At 36.9% G+C, this 22,143-nt stretch carries 18 protein-coding genes and 2 pseudogenes; 15 read left to right on the top strand and 5 right to left on the bottom strand.

Features of this window, described 5'->3' with window-relative positions; all coding sequences use genetic code 11:
* Positions 1–167: 167 nt before the first annotated feature.
* The 9 genes and pseudogenes from AA980_RS11605 (at position 168) to AA980_RS11565 (ending at position 11,113) form a co-directional block, all read left to right on the top strand.
* Positions 168–3,356, top strand: a complete 3,189-nt coding sequence (locus AA980_RS11605) for a DEAD/DEAH box helicase (protein ID WP_024030959.1) — start codon at positions 168–170, stop codon at positions 3,354–3,356.
* A 68-nt stretch (positions 3,357–3,424) separates the two neighbouring features.
* Complete coding sequence (locus AA980_RS11600) at positions 3,425–3,751, top strand: YnfA family protein (RefSeq protein ID WP_024030958.1); 327 nt, start codon at positions 3,425–3,427, stop codon at positions 3,749–3,751.
* A 1,181-nt stretch (positions 3,752–4,932) separates the two neighbouring features.
* Positions 4,933–5,673 carry a GntR family transcriptional regulator gene (locus tag AA980_RS11590; protein WP_024031219.1) on the top strand — a complete coding sequence of 247 codons (741 nt, stop codon included), beginning with the start codon at positions 4,933–4,935 and terminating at the stop codon, positions 5,671–5,673.
* Between the two features lie 249 nt (positions 5,674–5,922).
* Positions 5,923–6,642 carry a purine-nucleoside phosphorylase gene (deoD, locus tag AA980_RS11585; protein ID WP_024031220.1) on the top strand — a complete coding sequence of 240 codons (720 nt, stop codon included), beginning with the start codon at positions 5,923–5,925 and terminating at the stop codon, positions 6,640–6,642.
* Between the two features lie 251 nt (positions 6,643–6,893).
* Entirely contained in the window at positions 6,894–8,252 is a 1,359-nt protein-coding gene (locus AA980_RS11580) for an MFS transporter (RefSeq protein ID WP_235815200.1), read from the top strand.
* A gap of 223 nt (positions 8,253–8,475) precedes the next feature.
* Complete coding sequence (locus AA980_RS11575) at positions 8,476–8,943, top strand: GNAT family N-acetyltransferase (RefSeq protein WP_024031222.1); 468 nt, start codon at positions 8,476–8,478, stop codon at positions 8,941–8,943.
* Between the two features lie 159 nt (positions 8,944–9,102).
* Positions 9,103–9,720: a LysE/ArgO family amino acid transporter gene (locus AA980_RS11570; RefSeq protein WP_024031223.1), complete on the top strand. Its 618-nt coding sequence runs from the start codon at positions 9,103–9,105 to the stop codon at positions 9,718–9,720.
* A 5-nt stretch (positions 9,721–9,725) separates the two neighbouring features.
* Positions 9,726–9,815, top strand: a pseudogene (locus tag AA980_RS26900) (DUF554 domain-containing protein); the annotation flags it as partial.
* 365 nt (positions 9,816–10,180) lie between these two features.
* Positions 10,181–11,113 carry a C40 family peptidase gene (locus AA980_RS11565; RefSeq protein ID WP_024031224.1) on the top strand — a complete coding sequence of 311 codons (933 nt, stop codon included), beginning with the start codon at positions 10,181–10,183 and terminating at the stop codon, positions 11,111–11,113.
* A gap of 245 nt (positions 11,114–11,358) precedes the next feature.
* On the opposite strand, the gene AA980_RS11560 is transcribed toward AA980_RS11565, so the two are convergent.
* From AA980_RS11560 to AA980_RS11550, 3 genes and pseudogenes are all read right to left on the bottom strand, one after another.
* Positions 11,359–13,152, bottom strand: coding sequence for a beta/alpha barrel domain-containing protein (locus AA980_RS11560; RefSeq protein ID WP_024031225.1), 1,794 nt, complete (start codon positions 13,150–13,152; stop codon positions 11,359–11,361).
* 543 nt (positions 13,153–13,695) lie between these two features.
* Positions 13,696–14,295: pseudogene (locus AA980_RS28245) on the bottom strand (site-2 protease family protein); the annotation flags it as partial.
* Positions 14,296–14,533: 238 nt separating this feature from the next.
* The gene (locus tag AA980_RS11550; RefSeq protein ID WP_024031227.1) at positions 14,534–15,526 is read right to left on the bottom strand and encodes a CobW family GTP-binding protein; all 993 of its coding nucleotides are present in this window, start codon (positions 15,524–15,526) and stop codon (positions 14,534–14,536) included.
* A gap of 176 nt (positions 15,527–15,702) precedes the next feature.
* Here AA980_RS11550 and AA980_RS11545 point away from each other — a divergent pair, with 176 nt between their 5' ends.
* The 3 genes from AA980_RS11545 (at position 15,703) to AA980_RS27225 (ending at position 18,164) form a co-directional block, all read left to right on the top strand.
* Entirely contained in the window at positions 15,703–16,719 is a 1,017-nt protein-coding gene (locus tag AA980_RS11545; RefSeq protein WP_024031228.1) for a permease, read from the top strand.
* Between the two features lie 4 nt (positions 16,720–16,723).
* Positions 16,724–17,602 carry a TIGR03943 family putative permease subunit gene (locus AA980_RS11540; RefSeq protein WP_024031229.1) on the top strand — a complete coding sequence of 293 codons (879 nt, stop codon included), beginning with the start codon at positions 16,724–16,726 and terminating at the stop codon, positions 17,600–17,602.
* Positions 17,603–18,005: 403 nt separating this feature from the next.
* Positions 18,006–18,164 carry a hypothetical protein gene (locus tag AA980_RS27225; RefSeq protein ID WP_156351187.1) on the top strand — a complete coding sequence of 53 codons (159 nt, stop codon included), beginning with the start codon at positions 18,006–18,008 and terminating at the stop codon, positions 18,162–18,164.
* A 92-nt stretch (positions 18,165–18,256) separates the two neighbouring features.
* Here the strand turns inward: AA980_RS27225 and AA980_RS11535 are convergent, their stop codons facing one another.
* Entirely contained in the window at positions 18,257–18,628 is a 372-nt protein-coding gene (locus tag AA980_RS11535) for a hypothetical protein (RefSeq protein WP_024028852.1), read from the bottom strand.
* Between the two features lie 176 nt (positions 18,629–18,804).
* Between AA980_RS11535 and AA980_RS11530 the strand changes: the two genes are divergently transcribed.
* The 3 genes from AA980_RS11530 (at position 18,805) to AA980_RS11520 (ending at position 21,684) form a co-directional block, all read left to right on the top strand.
* Positions 18,805–19,686 carry an aminoglycoside 6-adenylyltransferase gene (locus AA980_RS11530; RefSeq protein ID WP_024028853.1) on the top strand — a complete coding sequence of 294 codons (882 nt, stop codon included), beginning with the start codon at positions 18,805–18,807 and terminating at the stop codon, positions 19,684–19,686.
* Between the two features lie 152 nt (positions 19,687–19,838).
* Complete coding sequence (locus AA980_RS11525; protein WP_024028854.1) at positions 19,839–20,585, top strand: creatininase family protein; 747 nt, start codon at positions 19,839–19,841, stop codon at positions 20,583–20,585.
* Between the two features lie 244 nt (positions 20,586–20,829).
* A complete protein-coding gene (locus AA980_RS11520) occupies positions 20,830–21,684 on the top strand; it encodes a hypothetical protein (RefSeq protein WP_024028855.1) in 855 nt (284 codons plus the stop codon).
* A 114-nt stretch (positions 21,685–21,798) separates the two neighbouring features.
* Here AA980_RS11520 and AA980_RS11515 read toward each other — a convergent pair whose 3' ends face one another.
* Positions 21,799–22,101 (bottom strand): hypothetical protein, encoded by a 303-nt coding sequence (locus AA980_RS11515; protein ID WP_024028856.1) that lies wholly within the window; start codon positions 22,099–22,101, stop codon positions 21,799–21,801.
* Positions 22,102–22,143 lie beyond the last annotated feature (42 nt).

Below are 22,143 nucleotides of genomic sequence, written 5' to 3'. Positions count from 1 at the left end.
TAATCTAATTTGCCCGTTTATTAATAAAATAGTCGAACTTGAAGATTGATGCCTGCTCCTGATTTGTTACGTTTTCACTCACTGGGGAAGGCATCCTTTTCGCGTGCTTCCGGCTTATGATACAATCTTTATATTAACTATTAATCCTTATGGAAGGAGCAAGCCTCGTGAACATTAGATTAAATCATAAAGTCATTCAAGAAATGTGTGGCATGGTCTCCTTCAAACGAGGAGATTATTTTTATCGTTCGGATAAGGTAACTTTTGAACACTATCAGCCTAATCGTTGTCAAGCAACTGTTATTGGAGAGGAAAAGTTTCATGTAACAGTTGAAACGGATACCCATGGAAATATCCTAACCGAATGCAGCTGTCCGAAGCTCGCATCTTTTGCTAAGGATTGTCAGCATATTGCAGCTGTTTTAATAGCGATTTACGACCACCAGCGTCAAGGAACCATCCCTTCCACGGCAACTAATCAGGGACTGGCAGAGGGGTTAAGGACTCTTTTCACAGATCCGCCTGTCCGCTCAAGCGGTCACCAGCTTCATTTTGAAAAAAGAAAAGTGCTTGATGTCGAATTTACCTGTAAACCAATTGCAATCGGAAACGGCCGCTACATATTCGGGATAGAAATGAAGCTAGGGTCAACTACCGTGGAAAATATCCGCGGTTTTTTGGAGCAAGTTCGAGTAGGAAAACGCTGCTTCCTTTCCGCTTCATTCACGTACGACCCCAGTCTGCATTGTTTTCAAAATGAAACAGATGCGGTTATTCAGCAGCTCATCCAGGTGATTCGGGATGAAAGTGTGTATGGTAACACTGAGTCAGAGCTGGAAAACCATCAGACACTCCATATTCCGCCAACTACATGGGAACAGCTGCTGCCTTTACTGGTGAAAGCATCACAAGTGAAGATGGAATATAATGGACGAACCTTTGCGGGAATGCACGTAACAGATGAATCGCTGCCATTACAGTTTGACTTTATAGAAACGGAAGGGGAGGGATATCAACTGAAGGTGAACAGCTTTCACCGGATGATTGTCCTTGAGGCCTATCGGACTGTTTTATTTGAAGGGAAAATTAAGCAGCTGGAAACTCAAGACTGTAAACGGCTTTCGGACTTGAAACAGATGCTCGCTGCTTCCGGAACCGATCAAATTCCGATTCCCCACGCGCAACTCCATTTTTTTCTGGAAAAAGTGGCTCAAGGTTTAAAAAAATTAGGCAAGGTTACCGTAGCTGAAAGCTTAACCAGTCAATGGATGAAGACGCCGCTTTCTGCCAATCTCTACCTTGACCGTGTCAAGAATCGTCTCTTAGCTGGGCTTGAGTTTCACTACGGAAATATCGTTCTTAACCCTTTGGAAAACAGGGAACTCCCTGCAGGAACGATGATGGTTAGGGATGTGGACAAGGAAGAAGAAATCCTAAAGCTAATCGAGGATAGCTCGTTTGCCAAAACAGACGGCGGCTATTATTTGCATAACGAAGAACTCGAGTACGAGTTTTTATACTATATTGTTCCGAAGCTCCAAAAGCTGGTTCAAATTTATGCAACGACAGCCGTAAGAAATCGAATTTTTAGAGAAAATGCTCGTCCACAGATAAGGGTGAAGGTCAAAAAGGAACGGACCAATTGGCTAGAATTCAAATTCGAAATGGACGGTATTCCGGAAAAACAGATACGCGAGATATTAGAGGCTTTAGAGGAAAAGCGGAAATATTATCGTTTGCCAAATGGCTCGCTGCTCTCGCTCCAGACAAGAGAATTGGAAGAAATTCAGCGTTTTCTTCAGTCACCGCATGTAGAAAATAAAGATATCGCAGGCGGTTTAGATTTACCGGTTGAAAAGAGTCTTCAACTGCTTGATTCAGTTGATGTGAGCGATGCCTTCAAGCTGGAGGAATCCTTTCGGCAGCTGCTTGATCATCTCTACCATCCCGGCCGCTTGGAGTTCGAGATCCCAGCGAGCTTAGACCCGATTCTCAAAAGTTATCAAAAGCTTGGGTATCAATGGATGAAAACCCTTACCTACTATGGATTTGGCGGGATATTAGCCGATGATATGGGACTAGGAAAAACAATCCAAAGCATTGCGTTTGTTGTGTCAGAGCTTCCCAATATTCGCAAAAATAAGCAGCCAGTCCTCGTTGTTTGCCCATCGTCCGTGACGTATAACTGGCTGAATGAAATCAAGAAATTTGCCGGTCCTGAGATACAAGCGGTTGTCATCGATGGGAATAAAGCAGAGCGATCCAAGCTATTGAAGGAAGTAACCGATATTGATGTGCTGATCACCTCCTACCCGTTATTACGCAGGGAAATTACCTGGTTTGAGAAACAATCGTTTCATACGGTGTTTTTTGATGAGGCCCAAGCTTTTAAAAACCCTTTGACTCAGACCGCTCGGGCGGCGAAGAAGCTCCAGTCTGTTCACCGTTTCGCGCTTACGGGTACACCAGTGGAGAATTCATCTGAAGAGCTGTGGTCGATTTTTCACGTCGTCTTTCCTGAACTGTTCCGCGGCTTAAAGGAATTTAGTCAACTTTCCAGGAAAAAAATTTCCCGGAGAATTCGTCCCTTTTTACTTCGCAGGTTGAAGGAGGATGTACTTGCAGAACTTCCTGAAAAAATCGAGTCGCAGGAATCAGTAGAGCTATTTCCTGAACAGAAGAAGCTGTATGCAGCATATTTAGCGAAATTGAGGCATGACACGTTGAAGCACCTCGATAAAGATACGATTCGGAAAAATCGCATCAAAATTTTAGCTGGTTTGACGCGGCAGCGGCAGATTTGCTGCCACCCCAGCTTGTTTGTCGATGGTTATAAAGGAAGCTCATCGAAATTTGAACAGCTCTTGCAGATTGTCGAAGAATCAAAGCAATCTGGCAGAAGGGTGCTCATTTTTTCCCAGTTCACGAAAATGCTTGAGCTCATTGGCAGGGCGATAACAGCAAAAGGACTGCCCTTCTTTTACCTGGATGGAACGACTCCCGCAGAAGAACGGGTGAAAATCTGCGAGCGATTTAATCAGGGTGAACGGGATTTTTTCCTGATTTCTTTAAAAGCTGGAGGAACGGGACTAAACCTGATGAGTGCGGATACCGTGATTTTATATGACACTTGGTGGAATCCAGCCGTCGAAGAACAAGCGGCCGACCGTGCCCATCGGATGGGACAGAAAAACGTTGTCCAGGTCATTAAGCTTGTTGCCCGCGGAACCATCGAAGAAAAAATGAATGAACTGCAAGACAAAAAGCGCCATCTTATTGAAGAAATCATTGATTCTGAGGAAAAAATAAATTCTATTCTTACCGAAGAAGATATTAGGGAAATATTGATGATTTGAAAAGTGGCGTGTGAGTCCCCGATGAACCCTGACCGGGCAAAAATATTTGAATGAGGAGAGTGGTATAAATGGTTTATTCTATTATTTTATTTATTTTTGCTGGGTTAGCGGAAATTGGCGGAGGTTATTTAGTTTGGTTATGGCTGCGGGAAGATAAATCATTTTGGTATGGAATAATCGGCAGCATCATCCTAATTCTGTATGGAATCATCCCAACCCTTCAAAAATTCCCGACCTTCGGAAGGGTTTATGCTGCATATGGGGGCGTCTTTATTATTCTTGCAGTATTGTGGGGCTGGGCCGTTGATAAAAAGGCCCCTGATACATACGACTGGATTGGCGCATTTATTTGTTTAATTGGCGTCTCCGTCATGCTGTGGGCACCAAGACATTGATTTCCTTCATTTAGGAAAAATCAATGTCTTGGGGGAACAGAGTTTGTTGGTAAAAGGTAGGTCCCAAATTAATTGTGCCCGTCGAGCATGAAAAGGGGTCCGCACGGTCACAAAAAAGAATAATTATGCCCGTGGAGCGTAAAAAAGGGTCGGCACGGTCACAAAAAAGAATAATTGTGCCCGTGGAGCGTGAAAAAGAGCTCGCATGGTCACAAAAAAGAATAATTGTGCCCGTTGAGAATCCAGAGTGCCCGTCCTCTCAGAAAATGAGGGTCAACGGGCACTGTGAACGATCCAGAGTGCCCGTCCTCTCAGAAAATGAGGGTCAACGGGCACTGTGAACGATCCAGAGTGCCCGTTCTTTCAAAAAATGGGGGTCAATGGGCACTGTGATGCTTTTCAAAATGAAACTGGTTATCTTATTTACCACTTTGAATAAATTTAGAGGAATTTTTGCGGCGAGCATTGAAAGAAAGTAAGTATGTTTATCTCTGTTTTAATTTTTCGTAAAGGGGAGCTTGATATTGAATAAAAATAAAATAAATCTGCTAATCGCAATAATGGTAACCATCACGATCCTAACAGTTGGGGGTGTTAGAATCACTCAAATAAAAAATAATTACCAAGCGAACAAACTTATATTAGAATCGTGCGTAGATAATGGAGGCACCGCGGTGATCGGGCAAAAGCATTTCTGGTCTCTTACATCAGCTGCATGTGAAGAAAATTAACTTAATTTCGAACTTAAATCTAAAGTCATTTATTTTAGGTAACAAGTGTTTTAGAAAAAACGAGTAATAATGTGAAGAATGGCTTGGAGAAATACTCCGAGCTATTTGTTATGCATAAAATACTGTGAAGTTCTTCGCAATATTGAAAAAGGAAAAAACAAACACTTCCCTGCAAGTACTGGCTCCGCCTTCGCCACATACCATGATAGCCACGCATGCTATCCCCGCTACTATTTACTATAACTCCCGATTATTAATAAAATATGAATTAGATATTACTTAATCGTTAAATTGATAGTAAGTTTTCTAAAACTGTGGTCATTCTCTTTTTTCTTTGATTTTTCCATTCGAGAGTTTAAGGTATAATGATGTTAACATATATTCAATGTTGGTTATAACGACGTAGTTATAGATGCCATGTTTGAAAACAAAAAATAGGTGTGAGAAAGCATGAATTTCAATCAAGAGGATTTGACTAAATCAAAAAAGCCATTATACATTAGTGTTTACGATAAGTTGTTTAAGCTGATTATGGAAGGGACATTTCCTCCAGATAGCAGGCTGCCAACGGAACCTGAACTGGCGAAAAAGCTGGGGGTAAGCAGAATGACACTGAGACAGGCTTTGGCTCTTTTGCAAGATGATGGCTTGGTCCGAAATGTTCATGGGAAAGGGAATTTTATTACAAAGTCCCATCAAAACCATCAGACAGTCGGCCTCGAAAAAGTAGGAAATCCGCTTTATAAATGCCATTCGGAAAAGATTGATGAAGTCGATCTGAATTTTAGGATTGATTTAGTCAGCGACTATGCAGAGGAAGTATTAAGGAAAAAGATGGCTGCAGTTGTGGCATTTGAACGCTGGTATAAAAGTGGAGAAAAAGTAGTGGCTTATGCCCTTACAATGATGGCCGTTGAAACTGTGACAGAATTAAATCTAGATTTACAAAATGATAAGCAATTATTAGCCATGCTTGAAGAGAAAGTATATGAACTTGCTAATTCATCAACCATTGAAATCAAACGTTCAATTGCCGTGAATAAAACATTCCAGAAATATGAACTTTTTAAGGGCGAGGAATGTGATTTGATTCTGGAAAGCGTCTATATTAGCGACCAATATCCTGTGGTTTATAACAAATACTATATACCAAAAGAGTTTAGTCAAATTAGAATTAATGCAGCCAAATAATTAATTCCTCAACCAAGCAAAACAGTGACGTTTCTTTATGAAACGCACTGTTTTTTTTGATTAAAAAAGAAAAAGCTAATGCTAAAAATAATTATTGCTTACAGAATAATTGTATGTTATTCTTTGGTTGTAAAAAATATAGACAACTAATTATACAACTATACAACGTTGTTTAATTGAAGAGTCATCCAATGCATTATTTGAAAGCGGAAACAAGATCACATATTTAATCAAAAGGAGAGAATCATCATGAGTACAACTGAATTAAGAGAAACACCTCATATCAAACCAAATGGTGTCGAAATTGCCGAAACAATCCTTTTACCAGGAGATCCTTTGCGGGCAAAATTTATCGCAGAAACCTATTTGGAAGATGTAGTCCAGTTTAATGATGTTCGAAATATGTTTGGTTATACAGGCACATTCAAAGGAAAAAGAATTTCCGTTATGGGAACGGGCATGGGCACACCGAGTATGAGTTTGTATTCATGGGAACTTATCCATATATTTGGCGTGAAAAATTTGATTCGGATTGGGTCATGTGGAGCGATTCAGGATCAATTGAACTTGTATGATATCGTTTTTGCCATGGGAGCATCTACTGATTCTAACTATGTCCAGCAATACAATCTTCCTGGACAGTATTCGAATATTGCTTCGTTCGCTCTATTAGAAAAAGCGAAGAAAGTGGCGGACGAAAAAGGACTTCCTGTTCACGTAGGAAATGTACTCTCAAGTGATTTCTTTTATAATGCCGATCAAACAGCATTGGAAAGATGGAGTAAGATGGGCATTTTATGTGCCGAAATGGAAACAGCCGGACTTTATATGAATGCTGCTCATGCCGGAGTGAATGCATTAACCATTCTAACCGTAAGTGATCATATTTTTAGACATGAACAAACAACAACGGAAGAAAGACAAACTGCATTTACGAATATGATGGAAATTGCCTTGGAGCTTGCTTAGGTAAATCATATCTTTGTATGGAAAAGGGGAGGAGCGGCGCAAAGGCAAATCACTATTACCAATTATAATGTTTATACTTTCGGTAACTGAAGCCTAGCCCTGCTCACACCGCCTTTAATAGCTGACTGCGGTTAGTTCTCTTTATTTATTTTCCATGATAGATGGTGGCGTGGAACGCAATATTAGTTTTATATAGAATCATAGAACTGTGGCAATGGAGAGGGGAAGTGTAGCAGATGGCTACCTTTAGTATGAATAAGGCAGAAGCACAAGACGTTACGATAAAAAAGGCTGTCCCGGTTTTATTATTATTGTTTGTGTTGTGCTTGGTAATCGACAATTCATTTAAAATTATTTCTGTAGATATGGCCAAAGACTTTGGTATTTCTGCGACAACAGTTAGTTGGCAATCCACTTTGGCTGGTCTTGTCATTGGCATTGGAGCCGTCGTCTATGCCGCTTTGGCTGACTCTATCAGTATTAGAAGACTCTTGAGCATTGGTATCATCTTAATTTGTGCCGGTTCATTAATGGGCTATCTGTTTCAACATTCATTTACGCTTGTGATTATAGCACGTATCATTCAAACAGCTGGGCTGGCTTCAGCAGAAACATTATACGTAATTTATGTTACGAAACATTTACCCCAAAATGAACAAAAGAAATTTTTGGGATTCAGTACGAGCAGTTACGCCCTATCACTTGTTATTGGTTCATTGGCAGGTGGGTTTATTTCGACGTATTTACATTGGACAAGCCTATTTTTAGTAGCCCTTATCACAATCGTCATTCTTCCTTTTATCTTAAAATATCTTCCGAAGGAAAACGGAAAGGGCGGCTATGTTGATGTTATTGGCCTGTTCCTTGTTGGTGTCATTGCCGCTTTTCTAATGTTGTATATTTCAAACTTTAATTGGATTTATTTACTCGTGTTTATTGTGGCGATATTGCTATTCCTTGCTTATATCAGCAAGTATTCAAAGTCATTTATAGATATTTCCTTCTTTAAAAACAAGCGCTTTGTATCAATTCTTGCTGTAGCTTTTGTGATTTACTCAGTTCAATTAGCGTATATTTTCCTGTTTCCATTTTTGCTTGAAAACATTTATGGCTTGAAACTGGATACGATTTCGTTATTATTGATTCCAGCCTATGTTTTATCCGCAACTGTTGGAGCGCTTTCCGGAAAAATTGCACAATTTTTCGGAAGTAAGCAATCGATTATTGTAGCCATGGCTGGCATTACTGTCAGTGTATTATTAGGTGGCTTTTTTGTCCAAAGCTCGGTGGTTGTGTTCGTAATTTCAATGATTTTATTCTCCAGTTCCTTTGCACTCATGTATGCACCGATGATAGATTCATGCGTAAGCACGATTGCGAAGGAGAATTCTGGTACAGCGGTTGGATTTTATAATCTCGTTTTGAATGTTGCTGCATCGATCGGAATCGCCTATACAGCAGCTATGATGGATTCACCTTCTATGAAAAACAATCTATTAGGATATATTCATTTTGCAAATGCATCCTCATATAGCAATATCCTATTAATTCTATCATTAATCTCAGCTTTTAGCTTAATTGTTTACTGGGGATTAGTTGGACGAAAGTAATAAAAACCTTATATGTTGTTAATCAATGAGAACCCTGAGACGAAAAGTCTAGGGTTCTTTTTTTGCCGGATAATCAAACTGGTGTTACTTGCCTTGAATGAATCTGATAAACGTTAAAAAAAAGCAGTATAATGATAGTAGAAATATTATGACTTTTAGCTAGAATCTATTACCAGAAACTGCTGAAATAATGACAAGTTTTTTCGTGGAAGGTGGAAAGCAGATGCAACTTTATTTTTACAATGAGGGATTCAGAAATGCGATTGAACAATATACATTAACGGCGGAACAACTTCGTTTTACCGGTACACCCGTTGACAGTATAAAACTATCTAATGAAGATTCAGATCGAGATTCAATCTTAGCTATCGAGGGGGATGATCTGGTTACATTTTTCGTTCTCCACAGAAATGAGGGAATAAAGCCATATTCAAATAATCATAACGCGATTTTGTTAAGGGCTTTTTCAACAGATTTTCGTCATCAAGGTAAAGGGTTTGCCCACCAAGCATTAATGTTATTGCCCGATTTTGTTAGGGAGCATTATCGAGAAATAAATGAAATTGTATTAGCTGTTAACCTTCAAAATGATGCAGCACAAAGCTTATATCAAAAATGTGGATATGTCGATGAGGGTGAACGAAGGATGGGGCCAAAAGGCGAGCTTATCATCATGAGTTACTATTTATAAACTTTGTTGAAGGCTTGCTACAGCGTAGCTTGGGTACAGAATTTTAAGCAGAGACTAATAAGAATAGTTTAAAAACCCACCATTCGGCTGGAGACATTTCGAACAATTCAAATTACAATACGATTGGATACATATAACACTAGATAGGGAGATTTGTTGATGTTAGCTTCATTTATTCATGGATTTATTCTTGCACTTGGACTCATTCTTCCGCTTGGGGTTCAAAATGTTTTCGTTTTTAATCAAGGGGCATTGCAACCACGCTTTATTAAAGCATTACCTGTTGTGATTACCGCTGCATTGTGTGATACCCTATTGATCTTGGTGGCTGTTTTAGGGGTTTCCTTCATCATTCTCGGTTCTTTTTGGATAAAAACGATTTTAATTGTAGGAGGGTCCGTCTTTTTAATCTATATGGGCTGGATCTCATGGAACAGCAAACCAAGCCAGGACAAGGAAGATGTAGCAAAGAAATTTCCGTTTAAAAAGCAAGTGTTGTTTGCGGCCTCTGTTTCCTTACTGAACCCGCATGCGATCATGGACACAATCGGTGTCATTGGAACCAGTTCGTTAAAATACCAGGGAGAAGAAAAAGTCATATTTGCGGTTACCTGTATTTTAGTGTCATGGATTTGGTTTATGGGGCTTGCCCTAGCTGGAAGAATAAGTGGAAAGCTCGATCAATCGGGAAGATTTATGTTGGTTTTGAATAAACTATCTGCCTTAGTTATGTGGGGAGCAGCCATTTACCTTGTATTTTCTTTATTTTTTAATTAGAACATTTAAGTATTTTGGGGATTAAGAAATGTAATACTTTAAATCTTCTGCCATCATTAATGATTCCTCCTCTTGTATTTTTAATAATTAAATAAGCACATTTATAATTTGCAGTTATTATGTTCGAGAAAGTGTTACTTAAACAAACAGGGGCAAGAGTTGAAGATCAAGGCCGTCATTAAGGCAGCTTTTTCTTATTGAACTCCCTAAAAAATGCTTTATCTATATAATATTAAGAGCGTGTTTTGATCAATCTTTTTTCAAAGCATGCTTTTTTTATTTGATTGACAATCCCTTGTAACGCTTGTAACCAAACTGTAAATTTCTTCGTAAAACCCTTTAGCGGCAGGGTGTTTGGTCAACCAATAAAATTTGGTGGAATATTTTCCCGCAAAGACCAGTCGCTATTATATGTTACACTCAGTTGTGTTAATAAGTATAATACTTTAGGAGGTAACCCATGAAGAAATATTTGATTACAACTACACTAGCAGTCTCAATCGGTTTTAGTTCTTTTTTTGCGGCTCCTATCGCTATTAATCCAATAAAGGTCTCAGCTGCAACAGTTAATCCACAAAATAACCAACAAGCAGTTGAAGCAAAGGCGAATCAATTAATTCAAACTGGGAAGAGTTTAATAGGGAAGGCTACCTACAGTACTGCCGAATATAAGACAACATACCCTTATAAATTTTCATGTGCAACGTTCATTGATTATATTTTTAAACAAAATGGGGTAGACTTGGCAACTTATAATGAAGATTATATGGTGCAGCAAGGGTCATACGTTCCAAGAAGCCAATTACAAAAAGGGGATTTAGTGTTCTTCAAAAGTAAAAAAACGGGCACGGATCCTGACCATGTAGCCATGTATATTGGCGACAATAAAGTCATTCATATGGCTGACTCTAAACAAAATATTGTAATTGCTGATATGAATAGTAAGCCATATTATACAGACGCTTACTTTTCTGCACGAAGAGTACTTCCAACTTTACTCCCTTCAAACCCGGCAACAAAAGGGGATAAGGTTGTTGAACAATCCTTTAATTTAATGAAAAAAGTGACCATGGGCAGTGTGAATAATGAAGGGGCGCTGAAGTTTACAGGTCCTGGATTCATCAACTACGTTTATAAAAATAATGGCGTTAATCTGGGAACAACAAATATTAAAGACCAAATGAAACTGGGCACAACCGTATCACGCAGTCAGTTAAAAAAAGGTGATTTAATCTTTTTTAACAGTACGATTGGTTCAAGCGCAGCTTCGATGGTCGCCATTTACGCAGGAGACCACAGACTTATTATTCCAACTTCAAGCGGCATCACGACACGAGTTCTGTTTGTTGATTTTTACAACCAGCATTATATTACGGCAAAACGTGTACTTTAAAACGATCAGAAGCATTCGGTGCGATAGGGCATCGAATGCTTCTTTGTACTTAATTTAATTATCTCTTTTTAAGCTATTCGCAAAATCTATCATGGATCGGCTTGACAAAAATAACTAGAAGTGTGGATTTAAAATAAATACATCCTCTCCAGTTAAAGCCGTTCTCTTTTGGAGTACCCACATAAGAAAAGGCACATTTCAAAAAATAAAAAAAATAAGCCAACATGGTTGTGTGGCTTATTTTTTCATGTTCTTTTTAATAAAAATGGTGCAGTGCAAATTACTCCTATAATGTATAGAACTACTGCAATATAAGCAGGTAATAAGTGAACAAAATCAGTATAGCCAATAATAAAATGTGTGATAATCCCGGATAAAAATGCTGGAAGGGCACCGATAGTGAAGGTCCACCAAACCCAGCTTTCTCCTTCGCGAATTCCCCATAAGGCAAGCATTAATACGAGTAGGCCCACACTTAGCAGGGCACTGCCAAACCCGGCCCGATCATGTGCTATCACAGGGATTAATCGTTCATTAAAGTCACTTAGCGCTTCCGGAGTAAGACATAAATAAGAAAGATCGGTTGGAACAAATATAGTTGATACTCCAACGACTGAGATTACGATTCCGCCAATCGTTAATGCAAACCCTAAAAGGACAAACGATAATTGACCAATTAAGCTCAACTTCCAGTATTTATGATTAAAAAGATTGATGCTTGATGGCGCTGCTTTCGCATTTTTGGATTTCGTATAGCCAATTATAAATAACGGTAATAAAATAAGCCAAAACAATCCATGGAGCCAATCGAAATAACCATAACCGATAAATAACAAAATTCCAAGGAAACCAATTATCCCTGCGATATTGACTGCTTTTCTTGCCCAATGGTGGCCAAATCTGATTCCGTGCCTCGAAAGCTGCATGTAGATGATTCCGCCTGAAATCATGGTCCCTGAAAGAGTCATCCGGTCATGTGCCATAAAATATAAAATGGCAGGATTGAAATCTAAGATATCCCTTCTAATTAAGCCTAAAAAGGATTCATCGTATGGAAGGATAATGGCGGTCATGCTGAAAAACAATGCGATGAATCCAGCAACTGTTATGGCCAAACCAAACAACCAATACGAAAGCCATCCTTTAGCCATCACGGGTTCCTTAGGGAGCCTGTTGCTGTATGCCTCGTTAATCCGCTTCGGCAGACCAGGTCCAGCAAATACATATTCAAAGCCTAACATGACAAGTGAAGCTCCGTTTTCCAACAATTTAATAGCATCTACGGGCTCTCTAACCCCACCTGAAGTGATAATAGGAACATTAGTAAATGATTTCCTTAAGGCTATAAGCGTTTCAGTCATCCTATCAGTCGAATGACATCCTTCAAGAAGTATTCCACTTGGATTATAGTTTTTCAGCTTATCAATATTAGCCGTAGTTTCTGTTGAAAAAGCAAATATTACGGGCTTACTTAATTTTTCTTGAAATTGGTTATATTGATCAGCTGAATCAAACGCATTGCTGTTGAGTATAAATCCGTCACTAAAAGGAAGGAGCTCTTCACAAATCTCAGTTATTTCCTGAAAAGTTCCTTCAACCCTAATAAAAAAAGGGACCTTCTTTTTTTTAAGAGAGTGTAGTTGTTCCTTAACTGTAGAAAGCATTATGGAGAAGCCGGTAAATCCCCATACCTGTTCGTTTTTATAATCAACAAGAAGTTCTTCCTTCTTTTCTGAACCGTGAATGGATACTGGGCCAATCTCAATGAAGCCAAAACCAAGATTTTGAAAAGCTTTCAGCCCAGATAATTGGGGATCGATTTGGCCACTTAGTCCAACAGGAGAGGTAAACTGAACATCGAATACTGGCTGCGCCATTTGATTAGAAGGTGCCATATGACCAAGGAATTCTATACATGCTTCTCCTATTGCCGAAGAAGATAACATGCCCATCCCGCGATGAATAAACTCACGACTAAAGGAGGGGGGCAGCTTATGAAGAATCGGCTTAAAAATGGTATGATATGACCAATCTGGCAAGGCTGATCACCCTCCCTTCCTTAGCAATTAGAAAAACAATCAACATGTTTTATCTATTCATGATTTTTTGTATTTCTGGATGACTCATGAGAATTTCATTTCCATAAAAATAACTAATAGACAGCGCAATGATTAGACCAAGATAAATTAAAAATAATTGCACTTTCGTTTTTTTACTCGTTTTATAATAGGTTTCCGTTGTCTCTACTTCTGTTTTAAATTTTGCAATTTTTTCTGCTAAATTGTTGAGAATACCTTCCACAACTTGTTGATTGTTATCGCTATCTTCTTCGCTTAATGTATGAACACCTGATAATTGTTGGAGATAAAGTTCCTTTTTAATTTCGTCAATTTTAGAATTCAGATGATTTATTGTTTCTGTAATCTCCTGGTTCGAGGTTTCCAATTTTACTTTTTTAGTCAATTCTTGTACTGAATCAAAATCATGTGATTCTTGTTTTAATTTTAGTATTAAATGTTCAAGTTCCTGTACTTCCATTTTGTCTTTATTTAAACTTTTTTGTTTTTTATATAATTTATACCATTCTTTTGAACCGATGATGACAATGATAAACCCTATGATACTAAAATGCATGACAGAAAAAGCAAGTAATAATACAATCCCTAAGCCCCATAGTTTAGTGCTGATCCCTGCTGCAATTCTTCCCCCATCTAATGGGGTAATCGGAATTAAATTAAATAAATTTATCATCCCGCCCAAATAAATAAGAAGTGCCCAGAATGAGTGATGTGTATATAAATACAATGGAATGGCGGGTAAAAACGCTAACAATCCAAATAAGGGCCCCATGTAGGCTAAAAACCCCTCGTCTTTTGCACTTTTAGGCATTTCCTTTAGACCAATAACTGCACCCATAAAAGGAATAAATACAGCTGGACTAACAGGCAGTTTCATCCTTTTAGCTGCATACATATGTCCCATTTCGTGCACAAACAAGAGGTAGACTAGAGCTACTGCAAACTTCCAACCAAAAATTAGGGCATAGGTTCCGAGATAGATAATCATGCTTATCAGTGTATGTAGTTTAAGGAATTAATTATCAAAACAAATTTAAATTTACCTAATAATAGTGCTCCAATTGTCCCAACTATTCCCCAGGCGGATTTCTTGCCGCCCTTTATATTCTCTTCTACAAATAAACATCCCCTTTAAAATACAACACCTTTTATATGAAGCAAACTATATTTGTATGTCAATTATACAAGAAATTACAGAATTGTAAGCAGGATTTTAAGTTTGGTTTATTGAATTAAATGAAGTCAAAACATAAAATACAGGAGAAATGGATGATTGAGATCATAAACTATTACTAAGTAAAAATAAAACCTGTCCTTAGGTAAAAAGGTCAGGTTTTGCTATTTATCTTGGTAGTGTCATTTCTAATAATTGGACATAATTTTTTATTTGTTGTTCTTCTAGTTCAACCCCAATTAAAATTAAGGAAGGATTTTCATGAGATTTGATTTTAGTAAGTATCAGTTGATTGGAAGAATATTGAAAATTATAAATTAATCCGTCTTCTTTTAGTTGAACGAATCCTTTTCCTCTAACAATATTTTTTGGTAAACCATTTAACCAATCTTTAAATTTTTCCCTTTCTACTATTGGAAGATGGTTTATTCTAATTGCTTGAATTTGGTCGTGGTGAGCCTGGTGTTTGTGATGGCCATTACCATGCATGTGTTCATGATGTTCATGATTGTCAGATAATTGGATGGTAGGGTTCCCGAAAGAACCGATTAACAAATCTGTATTGATATTACAAAATTCTGTTTTATAGATAGGGGTCCCTTCGCTTAAAGTCGGTGTTAGCTTATTTTGAATTTTTTCAAGCTTTTTACTGGATACTAAATCGACTTTATTTAATATCACTATGGAAGCACTTACAAGCTGTTGCTTTAAAAGTGTGCGAATTTCATTAGAACTTGAAAAAATACTTTGATACTCTAAATAGTTACTCGCATCTACAACCCCAATTATGGATTGCAGCAAAAAGTATTCCAGATATTTAGGGTCGCTTAAAGCTTGTTTTATTTCTAAAGGGTTGGCTACCCCAGTACCCTCAATAAATAAGGCATCAACGTGTTCGAATGATTCGTTGATAAAATAATCAAAAGTGGATTTTAAATCGTTTTGGATCGAGCAGCAGATGCAACCGTTTAATAATTCCACCATATTTTCTTTCGGGAATAAATGACTTTCAACATTTACATCACCCAGCTCGTTTAAAATAATACCAGGAACGAATCCCCTTTTTTTAAAGGTTTCAATTAATTTAAGTAAAATCGTTGTTTTTCCGCTGCCAAGAAAGCCGCTAATAATGTATACGGGGATCTTTTTTTTGTGCTTCATCCTTTTCCTCCTATAAAGCATACTACCATAATTATAGTAGTATCTATCATTAATAAAGGCAATAGACTTTCAATAATTTTACATTGATCTTTTTGTTTTATCTGTTTAAAGTCAAATCAGTATGTTAAGATTAAAAATGTTCGGCAATTAAATGAAAACTGAAAATAGGAGAAGTTATGAAAGTTACTTATAATTTTTTCAAAGAATTATTGGGTTACCTCGTCGGATTATTGATTTTTGGTTTAATCTTTATATTATTTATGAATGGTTCTTTTACTAGTTTTTCATTTCAGCTTCCAAAATCCGTTATTAATGTAAACACCATTTTTATTAGTATTATAATCGAGGCTATTCCCTTTGTTTTATTAGGTGTATTTGTTTCATCTCTTATTCAAATGTATGTGTCTGAAGAAAGACTTCAGAAAATTATTCCAAAGAACCCGTTTTTAGCACTTATTCCAGCAGCCCTTTTAGGTGTTCTATTTCCTGTATGTGAATGTGCTATTGTACCGGTAGTAAGAAGGTTGATCAAAAAGGGTATGCCCTTGCACGTGGGAATGGTATTACTCCTTGGCGCCCCCATTTTAAATCCAATTGTTTTCTTTTCTACGTACGTTGCTTTTCGTATGGATGTTCAAATGGCATATGCCAGAATGGGACTAGCATTCTTAATCATTATTATTATTGGACTTTTCATCTATTTAATTTTTGGAAATAAAGATCAATTAAAATGGGCTCGGGAAGATCTGGTGGCATCTGCTCAGGGAACAGCAACCACTCCAAGAAAAAGTTTCAAGGCTGTTTTATATCATGCAAGTGATGAGTTTTTTCAAATGGGGAAGTACTTAATCTTTGGGGCATTTATTGCTAGTTTATTTCAGACTTTTTTTAACAGAAGTATTCTTCTTGAGTTGGGTTCAAATAATTTATCTGCGCCTCCTGTCATGATGGGATTTGCATATGCTTTATCCTTGTGTTCAGAAGCGGATGCGTTTATAGCTGCCTCATTTCTTAAAACTTTTTCAAAGGGATCGATTTTGGCATTCCTGTTGTTCGGCCCAATGATCGATTTTAAAAATACGATCATGCTTTTTGGCTATTTTAAGACAAAGTTTGTCATTGCTTTTATGGTCATTACAACCATTGTAGTTTTAAGTGTAGTTTATCTATTTCAATCAATGGTCTGGGGGTGAGGATATGAAGCAAGAACAAAGAAAGATTAATCATGTTATGGTTAGAGGGATTGTTTTATTAGGATTTACTAGTTTATTACTGAAATTGGTTATTACTGGAGATTTAAAATATTTTATTGCTCCAAAGGTGGCTCCATTAACGTATTTTTCGATTGCAGCATTTCTACTAATGGGTATTGCTCAATTTTGGAGGAATAAAAGCGGGGATGATGTTGATTGCGATTGTGGCAGTGATCATGGGACTTCCGATTCGGATAATAAGTCGATCATCATCTATTCAATGTTCATTATTCCTATTTTGACAGGAATGTTTTTTTCCAATAACACTCTTGATAGTGCAGTCGCAGCGAACAGAGGAGTGCATTTCGGAGAAAAAACGAAAAGTGTAAATAATCAACCAGACACTCAAAAGAAAACAATAACTGAATCAGAAGCTCAGGAGTCTACTACATCGAATGGCTCTGTAACAGATCAGTTCGCAAATTGGAGCCAAGAGTCTGACGTTGAGGAGAAAAATCTGTTATCAAGTGAGAAAATTATCGTTACAGATGAAAATTTCATTTATACCATGGATAAGATCATGCAAAAGTTGGATCTGTTTGTTGGTAAAGAAATAGAGTTTGTTGGATTTGTATATAGACCTGAAGGCTTTCCGGATGATCAGATTATTGTATCAAGATTTGGTGTTGCATGTTGTATTGCCGATTCTGACATCGTCGGAATGTTATCTATTGGCGATGTCAGTGGTTTTCAACAAGATGAATGGGTAAAAGTAAACGGAACCATTGACAAGTTTACATATCAAGAAATAGGTCTGCCTTCTGTAAAAATAAAATCTATAGAAAAGGTTCCAAAACTTGATGATCCATATGTTTATTACTAATAATTAGAATTCTACCACCCTTCAAGAGAGGGTGGTTTTTTCTTTAAATTTAGGCTGTGTTAAAGCACATTGTTGATTTTGAGCATAATGTTGATTGGAGTGGAAGGCGGCGAAGACTCCTGCGGGATTAGCGGGACAGGTGAGACCCCGCAGGCGCTTTAGCGCTGAGGAGGCTCACCGCCCGCCCCGCGGAAAGCGAAGCCGCCTGGAGCGGAAATCAACATTCACATTTAACAGAGCCTAAATTTAAGGGACAAGGGGTACAGTTTAATAGTATCTTGTCCCTAAATTATTAATTCATATGTGAATACTGAAATGGTTTTAAGAAAAAATCAGTATTATGATATAATTATTTCAAAAGAAGGAATTATTAATCAATTGTTCGGGAGAAATTGAATATTATATGGAATGGTTTAATATTTTTGGATTAATAATCTCTGTTATTTGTTTGCTGGCGGGACCTGTACAGTTGTATCGTTTTAAAAAAGAATATCAAAAACTTGATGAAGATCAAGTTATTACTGATGAATTGGAGAAAAAGTGGGTTAAGCGTTTATATTAGGTGATTTTTTGGATTATCTTAGGAGTAATTTTGAGTATTGTAGCAACAGTTCTGCACTATCTGTAAGTAATAATATCATTGGCATAAAGATATTAGTAACCAAAGTATTTTTTCATATCAATCGCAGAGTTGACATAGTATTCTTTTGTTAGAAGATTACCATCATTTGTAAATACTTGTAATTCAAGTTTCTTATCCTTTTTTTCGAAAACAAGAATGCCGTCAGGGCCTTTTTCAAAAACGACACTATCTGCATCTTCCTTTTTACTACTATTAATCAAGTTGGTTAATTCTTGTATTTTCTTTTTATCTTTTAGTTGTGCAACTTTTTCTGCTTTATCATTCTTAATTATGTACAGGCTTACAATCTCATAATTGCCGTCAACTATTTTTGTGACACTGCATGAAACAAGAATTGAGAGTGAAAAAATCGTGAGTGAAAAAAGAAGTATGGTTTTAAACATTGAAATTTACTCTTCTTTACAACATTCCAACTTTGGGAATTTACTGACCGAACCAATGGACAGTATGGAGATAGCATCCCAAACACTAAATGTTTATTTTAAGTTTAGTTGATAAAGAACTTTTTGAAAAGTAATAATTTTTGATGATGCAAAAGACTCTAATGAGGTGAATAGCTATGAGGTCCGAAAAAGAAATGTTTGATTTGATTTTAGGGATTGCTCAAAAGGATGAAAGAATTCGAGCTGTCTATATGAACGGTTCAAGAACAAATCCAAATGCTCCAAAGGATATTTTTCAAGATTACGATATTGTTTATGTCGTGACAGAAACCGCATCTTTCATAAAAGATGAGAATTGGATTAATTGTTTTGGAGATTTACTGATGATTCAAGAGCCTGATAAGAATGATAAATCAGTTGGAGAGGATATGGATTTTGATCGGTCTTATGGCTATTTAATGCTCTTTACAGATGGAAATCGTATCGACCTTCATATCGAAATCATAGATACAATGAATGCTGAATATGGCAATGATAAACTGACGGTACCATTATTAGATAAGGACAATATTCTGCCACATATTCCAGCTCCCACAGATATTGATTACCAAGTAAACAAGTCAACAGAAGCTATGTTTTTTAGTTGTTGCAATGATTTTTGGTGGTGTCTGCAAAACGTTGCCAAAGGAATTTGGCGTGATGAATTACCATATGCAAAGCAAATGTTTGAATATGTTATAAGGGCTAGATTAGATGAGATGGTTTCTTGGTGGGTAGGGATAAACCACGACTTCGAAGTTTCAACAGGAAAAATGGGAAAGTATTTCAAAAAGTACCTTTCTGAATCATATTGGGAAATGTATGAAAAAACTTATTCCGATTATGACTATGGTAATTTTTGGGGCGCTATTTTTACCACCTGTGAATTGTTTAGAAGACTAGCAGAAGAAGTTGCAGATAACTTATTGTTTACATATCCAATGGAAGACGATAAAAATATGACGGAATATCTTAAACATGTAAGAAATTTACCTGCTGATGCAAAGGAAATAATTTAACTAATCCTATATGTAATCCGGAAAAAGTTTTCAATAACCTTTCTGGGTGGATCTGCTTATTTAGGTAAGGGCAGTTTAGTTCAACAAGAAGGAAATCGACAACTCTTGGAGAATTCTTACTCTAATAAGAAATTTGGAGGTAAATAATTACAATGTTAAGTTATAAAAATAGTACAAGAGAAATAGTAGAAAGCGGAACTGATACAGCAATAATTTCGGTCGGTGCAACAGAACAGTTCGGACCAAATTTGCCAATGCATCTGGATACCTTAATAGCAGAAAAGTATGCAGAGTCATTTGGAGAGGTTTTAAATGCATATGTTCTTCCAACTTTGCCCTTTAGTACATCAGAAGAACATGCAAATTGTAAAGGGACAGTTACTGTAAGTCCCAATGTTTTAACCGCAATGTTAGAAGAAATATTAGTAAACCTTAATAGACAAGGCTTTAAGAAGTTTGTACTATGCAATGGTCATGGTGGAGCATACTGGGAATCAGCTTTCGTAAAACATATAAACTATAAGTACGAAGATATAATACTTATAACTACATATCGGCACTTGGCATGGGAAGAAGCACTAACTGAGGCAGGATTGGAAGGATTAAATGAGATACATGGCGGATTGTTATCTGTTTGTACAGCAATGTGGCTATGTCCAGATTTAGTAAAACTTGAATCTATGGGTTCGGATGTACCCAAAGAAAATAGAAAATTTGCAGACTATATTTCTTGGGACAAATTAACAAAAGATGGTTGTTGGGGTAAATTTGACAATAGTGTCTATACGCCTGAGCAACTTGCAGAGATTGGAGAGAAATTCTGGACTTCCTTTATATCAAAAAGAGGAAAAAAATTAAAATCAATACTTGAGGAAGCCTATCAACTAAAAATAAATTGAAAGGCTAAATCCAATTTAAAAATGTCCTACATAAGTAAATGTAAAGACATTTTTTAAAGGAACGTTCAGGTGAAAAATATTCAAAAGAAATTGAATAAAAACTCTGTTCAACTACTGTTGTTAGTAACCAAACTAATTAGACAAATCAAGGTAAAGATTCAATAAGAGCAAATATTTCTTTTAATAAAGAGCTACTTTGGGGAAAATATACAAAATAAATTTACCCAAAAAGGCTGTTGATTAGATGAAAATAAAATGGTTCTTATCCATATTTGTAGTGTTATTAATAACGATTGTTCCCGTCGCATCCGCCGTTACTCCTTTTAAAGTGTTTGTGAATGGGCAGCCAATTTTCGGTATTCCTTCCATTGTACAGTTTATAGATGGTTTGCCGTTTGTTTCTATTGAATCGATATGCATCGAACTGAAACTGGATGTCGAATATGATTCGAAAAACAGGACGCTTCATATATCGAATATAGGAGAACCGCAATCCGAAGTTGTGGCCACACTAAAGAAAGCCAATGCGACTCTTTATGCGACAAAAAGAGAAGGGCACTTAGAAAAATTCAGGTTGAAGATGGACGGAGGAATTAGATGGTTCCCTTACTGGAGAAGTACGGATGCTCCTGCATTTGGTCCAAAATTATTTTTCGAAGATATTAACCAGGACGGAAAAGAAGAGTTGGTCATCGTATTAACAACTGATCATGGTACAGGAATCATGATTACGGAAGCACATGTCCTACAGAAAACGAAGACAAATATTGGAGAAATATTTGAAGAAAGGTTAATAGATAATCCAGTGGCAATCATTAATAAGAATGTTAAAACGAAATTAGTATCTAATGACCAAGTGGAGATAACGATTGGTAAGAAGAAAAAAAATGACACTACTTATGACTACTTGAAAAATGAGCGGATTGAATATTCTGTATATAAAAACGAACTAGTAGTTTATATAAGCGGTCACATTTTTCCGCCAACAGAAGGAGGAATTCTTATTACCTATCAATTCAAGGATAATATGTACCAAGCAAAAAAGATTGAATACCTAAAGAAACGTCCGGATTTTAAAATGGAGAGTTCTTTTCAATAAATAGGAGTTACGATGGCAACTCGAACTTCTAAGCGACCGAATTCCTTCTTAAAATCAACGAAACGGTCGCTTAACAATTCAATTTATGATTTTTAGATCAAAATTTCAAGAGGATTAATTTTTACATTCCTTTTTGCTTAATACATAAATACTGCCGCCAAGTGTAAGGACGGAAATAAACTTACTGGCAATGAATAGATAACTGGTGGTTTGAGAATCAAGAGTGATGTGCGGGAGTATGATGAGGCCGAGAACGACAAGTATGCTGAGAAGGAGTATGGAATAATAATATTGATATGCTTTGTTAATAATCATACTACCTTTATCATCATGTTCCTGAATGAAAACAAGGATTACATATGATAAGACTAAGATTGTAACATACGTTAATAGAACAATGGCAATGCCGATGCCCATAATTAAATTCCTCCTTTCTTAAGGGAGTTCTATAGTGAATAA

Origin of the sequence: Neobacillus vireti, from assembly GCF_001026695.1 — a bacterium.
Lineage (GTDB): Bacteria > Bacillota > Bacilli > Bacillales > Cytobacillaceae > Neobacillus > Neobacillus vireti.
The sequence above is the reverse complement of the archived record's forward strand: the minus strand, read 5'-3'. Positions and strand labels throughout refer to the sequence as shown.

Coding starts and splice junctions, on each gene's coding strand:
- AA980_RS11600 (WP_024030958.1), top strand. CDS start 3,425: ATGGTTTATTCTATTATTTTATTTATTTTTGCTGGGTTAGCGGAAATT.
- AA980_RS11590 (WP_024031219.1), top strand. CDS start 4,933: ATGAATTTCAATCAAGAGGATTTGACTAAATCAAAAAAGCCATTATAC.
- deoD (WP_024031220.1), top strand. CDS start 5,923: ATGAGTACAACTGAATTAAGAGAAACACCTCATATCAAACCAAATGGT.
- AA980_RS11580 (WP_235815200.1), top strand. CDS start 6,894: ATGAATAAGGCAGAAGCACAAGACGTTACGATAAAAAAGGCTGTCCCG.
- AA980_RS11575 (WP_024031222.1), top strand. CDS start 8,476: ATGCAACTTTATTTTTACAATGAGGGATTCAGAAATGCGATTGAACAA.
- AA980_RS11570 (WP_024031223.1), top strand. CDS start 9,103: ATGTTAGCTTCATTTATTCATGGATTTATTCTTGCACTTGGACTCATT.
- AA980_RS11565 (WP_024031224.1), top strand. CDS start 10,181: ATGAAGAAATATTTGATTACAACTACACTAGCAGTCTCAATCGGTTTT.
- AA980_RS11550 (WP_024031227.1), bottom strand. CDS start 15,526: ATGAAGCACAAAAAAAAGATCCCCGTATACATTATTAGCGGCTTTCTT.
- AA980_RS11545 (WP_024031228.1), top strand. CDS start 15,703: ATGAAAGTTACTTATAATTTTTTCAAAGAATTATTGGGTTACCTCGTC.
- AA980_RS11540 (WP_024031229.1), top strand. CDS start 16,724: ATGAAGCAAGAACAAAGAAAGATTAATCATGTTATGGTTAGAGGGATT.
- AA980_RS27225 (WP_156351187.1), top strand. CDS start 18,006: ATGGAATGGTTTAATATTTTTGGATTAATAATCTCTGTTATTTGTTTG.
- AA980_RS11535 (WP_024028852.1), bottom strand. CDS start 18,628: ATGTTTAAAACCATACTTCTTTTTTCACTCACGATTTTTTCACTCTCA.
- AA980_RS11530 (WP_024028853.1), top strand. CDS start 18,805: ATGAGGTCCGAAAAAGAAATGTTTGATTTGATTTTAGGGATTGCTCAA.
- AA980_RS11525 (WP_024028854.1), top strand. CDS start 19,839: ATGTTAAGTTATAAAAATAGTACAAGAGAAATAGTAGAAAGCGGAACT.
- AA980_RS11520 (WP_024028855.1), top strand. CDS start 20,830: ATGAAAATAAAATGGTTCTTATCCATATTTGTAGTGTTATTAATAACG.
- AA980_RS11515 (WP_024028856.1), bottom strand. CDS start 22,101: ATGGGCATCGGCATTGCCATTGTTCTATTAACGTATGTTACAATCTTA.